Annotated in this window: 5 protein-coding genes; all 5 read right to left on the minus strand. The window is 59.0% G+C overall.

The features are described 5' to 3' along the window. Positions 1-166 precede the first annotated feature (166 nt). Positions 167-619 carry a molybdopterin synthase catalytic subunit MoaE gene (gene moaE, locus KGB28_RS00145; RefSeq protein ID WP_007989960.1) on the minus strand — a complete coding sequence of 151 codons (453 nt, stop codon included), beginning with the start codon at positions 617-619 and terminating at the stop codon, positions 167-169. Positions 620-622: 3 nt separating this feature from the next. Beyond that, positions 623-865 (minus strand): molybdopterin converting factor subunit 1, encoded by a 243-nt coding sequence (moaD, locus tag KGB28_RS00150; RefSeq protein ID WP_075945584.1) that lies wholly within the window; start codon positions 863-865, stop codon positions 623-625. Next, entirely contained in the window at positions 862-1,335 is a 474-nt protein-coding gene (moaC, locus tag KGB28_RS00155) for a cyclic pyranopterin monophosphate synthase MoaC (RefSeq protein WP_056726185.1), read from the minus strand. Before moaC ends, moaD begins: the two co-directional genes overlap by 4 nt. A gap of 236 nt (positions 1,336-1,571) precedes the next feature. Further along, the gene (locus KGB28_RS00160) at positions 1,572-2,966 is read right to left on the minus strand and encodes a PhoH family protein (RefSeq protein ID WP_223440979.1); all 1,395 of its coding nucleotides are present in this window, start codon (positions 2,964-2,966) and stop codon (positions 1,572-1,574) included. A gap of 336 nt (positions 2,967-3,302) precedes the next feature. Beyond that, positions 3,303-4,427: a polysaccharide deacetylase family protein gene (locus KGB28_RS00165; RefSeq protein WP_223440982.1), complete on the minus strand. Its 1,125-nt coding sequence runs from the start codon at positions 4,425-4,427 to the stop codon at positions 3,303-3,305. Positions 4,428-4,653 lie beyond the last annotated feature (226 nt).

The raw sequence follows: 4,653 nt of genomic DNA on the forward strand, positions 1-4,653 counted from the left end.
TGGGCATCGATTCTCATCGAGGCGCGGGGCGACAACCCCAACTCAGACGCCGGATAGATGAAAGCAAGCCAAACACGACATCAACAACAGTATTGCAGAAAAGGGGGTAACCATAGATGTGGGAGCGAGCTTGCTCGCGATGACTGACTCAAGAACGCCGCAGGAATTACTGCTTCCAGCGATCCGCCGCCGCATGATCACTGTCACGCCCTTCGACCCAACGCGGCCCGTCGCTGGTGTTTTCTTTCTTCCAGAACGGCGCACGGGTTTTCAGGTAATCCATGACAAAGGCGCAGGCGTCGAATGCCGCCTGACGATGGGCGCTGGCCGCGCCGACGAAGACAATCGGCTCGCCCGGCTCCAGGGCGCCGATGCGGTGCAGCACTTCCAGCTTGAGCAACGGCCAGCGCTGCTCGGCCTCGATGGCGATCTTGCCGAGGGCCTTTTCAGTCATGCCGGGATAGTGTTCGAGGAACATCCCCGCCACATCGAGGCCGTCATTGAAGTCGCGCACGTAGCCGACAAAACTCACCACCGCACCCACGCCGACATTGGCATCGTGCATGGCGTTGACTTCGGCACCCGGGTCGAACGCGGTGGACTGCACGCGAATCGCCATGGCTCAGCCTCCGGTCACAGTCGGAAAGAACGCCACTTCATCGCCCTCGCTGACCGGCTCGTCGAGCTGGCACAGGTCTTCATTGCGGGCGCACATCAGGTTTTGCTCGCTCAGCACCTCGGCACCGTCACGCTGGGCCAACAGTGCGCGCACGTCGTCAACAGTGGCGAAGTTGCCTTCCACTTTCACCGAGTCCAGACCCAGCGCTTCACGATAACGGGCGAAAAACTTCACGGTAACGTTCATGACTGCTCCGCCTGGAAATGTCCGCTCTTGCCGCCGACCTTCTCCAACAGACGCACGCTTTCGATGGTCATGCCACGGTCTACGGCCTTGCACATGTCGTAGATCGTCAGCGCGGCGACGCTGGCGGCGGTCAGGGCCTCCATTTCGACGCCGGTCTGCCCGGACAACTTGCAGCGCGCCACGATGCGCACCGAATCGTCGCCTTCGGCACTGAGCTCGACCTTGACGCCGGTCAGCATCAACGGATGGCACAGAGGAATCAGATCGCTGGTTTTCTTCGCCGCCTGAATGCCGGCAATGCGCGCCACGGCAAACACATCACCCTTGGGGTGGCCGCCGCTGACGATCATCTGCAGGGTTTCGGGCAGCATGCGCACCAGCGCTTGGGCGGTCGCCTCACGGAACGTCACGGCTTTTTCAGTGACGTCGACCATGTTGGCGCGACCTTGGGAATCGAGATGAGTCAGCACGGGATTACTCCTGATCAGGAGCATCGATTGTAAACCTGCGGGTCAGATTTCCGCACGCACGATTATCCGATCACCACAATCCCCTGTGGGAGCGAGCTTGCTCGCGATAGGGGCCTGCCATTCAACGGAGTTGTCGACTGACACACCGTCATCGCGAGCAAGCTCGCTCCCACAGGTTTTTCACACGCCCATAAAAAACCGGGCGACCTCTCGGCCGCCCGGTTTCGATGAAGCGATTACAAATGCGTTTCGGCGTATTCGGCCAGGATCGAGCGTGGTACCCCTTGCAGGGTGATGTGCACCCCGTTCGGGAAGTCCTTGAAGCGTTCAGTGAGGTAGGTCAGCCCGGAGCTGGTCGCGGACAGGTAAGGGGTATCGATCTGTGCCAGGTTACCCAGGCACACCACTTTGGAACCGGCACCAGCACGGGTGATGATGGTTTTCATCTGGTGCGGCGTGAGGTTCTGGCATTCGTCGATCAGGATCAGGCTCTGCTGGAAGCTGCGGCCCCGGATGTAGTTGAGGGATTTGAACTGCAACGGCACTTTGCTGAGGATGTAGTCGACGCTGCCATGGGTGCTTTCGTCATCCATGTGCAAGGCTTCGAGGTTGTCGGTGATGGCGCCCAGCCACGGCTCCATTTTTTCCGCCTCGGTGCCGGGCAGGAAGCCGATTTCCTGGTCCAGGCCCTGCACGCTGCGGGTGGCGATGATGCGGCGATAACGTTTGCTGACCATGGTCTGCTCGATCGCAGCGGCCAGCGCCAGGATGGTTTTACCCGAACCCGCGGCACCCGACAGGTTGACCAGGTGGATGTCCGGATCGAGCAAGGCGTACAACGCCAGACTCTGATAGATATCACGCGGCTTGAGGCCCCAGGCTTCCTGGTGCAGCAGCGGTTCCTGGTGCAGGTCGAGGATCAGCAAGCGGTCTTCTTCAATCTCCTTGATCCAGCCGACAAAGCCCTGTTCATCAATGATGAACTCGTTGATGTGCACCGCCGGCAGGTTGTCGATCAATTGCACCTGATGCCAGGTGCGGCCGTGGTCCTGACGGGTTTCGACCTTGCTCACGCGGTCCCAGAAAGAGCCGGTCATGTTGTGATAGCCGTTGGGCAGCAAGGACACGTCATCGACCAGTTGGTCGGTGCTGTAGTCCTCCGCCGCGATCCCGCAGGCGCGCGCCTTGAGGCGCATGTTGATGTCTTTGGTGACCAGCACCACGGGCTTCTTCGGGTCGCGCGCGTGCAGGTCGATCAGTTGATTGATGATTTTGTTGTCGTTCAGGTGCTCGGGCAGAATCAGATTCGGCTCGGCATGTTTGCTCATCAGAATTGACAGTAAACCCTTGGGTCCGCTTTTGCCACGCTGGATCGGCACACCCTGCTCGACGTCCTCGGGTGAGGCATCGCCCAGGGTCTTGTCGATCAGGCGGATGGCCTGGCGGCATTCGGCGGCAACACTGTGATGCCCGCTCTTGAGCTTGTCGAGCTCTTCAAGCACGGTCATCGGGATCGCGACGTGGTGTTCTTCGAAGTTAAGCAGCGCGTTTGGATCGTGAATCAATACGTTGGTATCGAGTACATAAAGGATTGGCTGGTTGGAAGAAGAGCTACGTCCGTGATCATCCATACTCGGTCACCTTTGTGGGAGCCATTCGACGCAATACCTTGACGGTGCTGCGCCTCGAAGTGACTGCCGAATACACCTGCGGGGACTCAAGTGTTCTGCATACATGCGGGGTCTTGGAAGACGCCACCTGTGTTGCAGGTTTCGGCGGTCTGTCTTCGTAATACTCCAAAACGTGTGACAGAAAAAAGTACTTTGACGCTTTTTTGAAGTTTATTTTGCAGATTGACCAATAGCACTTGGCGGACTGCCATCACCCGTTTAAAGTCGGAAGTCCACCTGCAACGAATCCCCTTCAAAAATCGCCATAAACCCAATATTTACGGGGTTTTGTCGTTTTCAGCGAAACGCATCCTGGCAATCTTCCCAGCCGATCCCGACAGGCGCCGTTTGCGTGACCAGCCACGGCAACGCCGTTTTCACTGCATCCTGTTTCACATTGAAATTGATCACCCCGTGCCGCCACAGCAGCATCAGGGTCAGCACCCGTTGCGCACTCGGGTTGCCCTTGAGTTTGCCGGCACCGTCCTGGGCGTCGATGTCCCACAGCGCTACCTGCAGGCCCTGAGTCTTGAAGAAGCCTTCGGCATCGGAACGGCGCTGGCCATCGGGCGGACGGAACAGGGGCACGTAGTTCTCCGGCAACTTGCTTTTGACCAGTTCGGCGCTACGGCGCACCGAGTCCTGCCAGTCCTGCCAGTGGCTGTGGGAACGGAACTCCCAACCTTGAACGCCGATGCACTGGCTCGAGTAGGTCGCTTGCAGGTTACTCACCGAATGCTCGGCCAAAGGCGCCTGGATGTCCTTGCCGAGGACGAAGAACGTCCCGCTCAGGTTCGACTTGCGCAGGTACTCGGTGACCCAGGCGGTGTTATCCGGTGCGGCATTGGCGGCGCTGTCGAAGGTCAGCAGAAACAGCCGGTCATGCATCCCGTCGCCGCTGCGTTCATAGTCGCCAAAACGATCGACTTCGCTGCTGGTTTGCGGGAACAGCGCAGCCTTGCGCAACTGTTCGTCCAGGTACTGGGTGTGGAACACACGGCTCGGCTCGGCCCACTTGATGTAGTAGCTGTCTGCACTGACCTGGAATTTGGCAGCTTGCTCTCGCAGGGTGGGCAGGTCTTCGACCAGAAAACAGAAGGAGGCATCCTGGTCGCAGCTCTGTTGGGCGAAGTTGTAGTTGGCCAGCAGCCGTTGCCACATGCGCTGGCGAACCCGGTTGACCGACTCCAGATTGATCGTGCGCAGGCCCAGGCGCTGGGCCAGGGCGGATTCATCCAGCGCCTCGCTGACCAACAGCACGCTGGAAAACATGAGGATCTCGGCCCTCGACGCCACGTCGAACAGCGTCGGGTTACCGAGTTTTTCTGGCCAGGTGCTGCGATCGAGCGTCGCCACCTCGCCCGGTGCCGCGATGGCGCCAAAGCTCAGTAGCCAGATCGAGATGAGAAAAGCGATACGCAATGGGATGTCTCCATAACAAAACCCGCGCGGCACTATAGCTGATCCAGGCACACCTCCTGCAGCAACACTGAACCACTAATGAAATGGCTACCCCCGCCGCCCCCTGTGATCGCCCACTAAGCTTTCACAGGGGGCTTATCGGAGATCATTGCCATGAGCAAAGTAGCTATTGCCGCCATCGATCTGGGAAAACACACCTTTCATCTACATGCACAGGATGATCGTG

Source organism: Pseudomonas sp. BF-R-19, from assembly GCF_019956445.1.
GTDB lineage: Bacteria > Pseudomonadota > Gammaproteobacteria > Pseudomonadales > Pseudomonadaceae > Aquipseudomonas > Aquipseudomonas fluorescens_BH.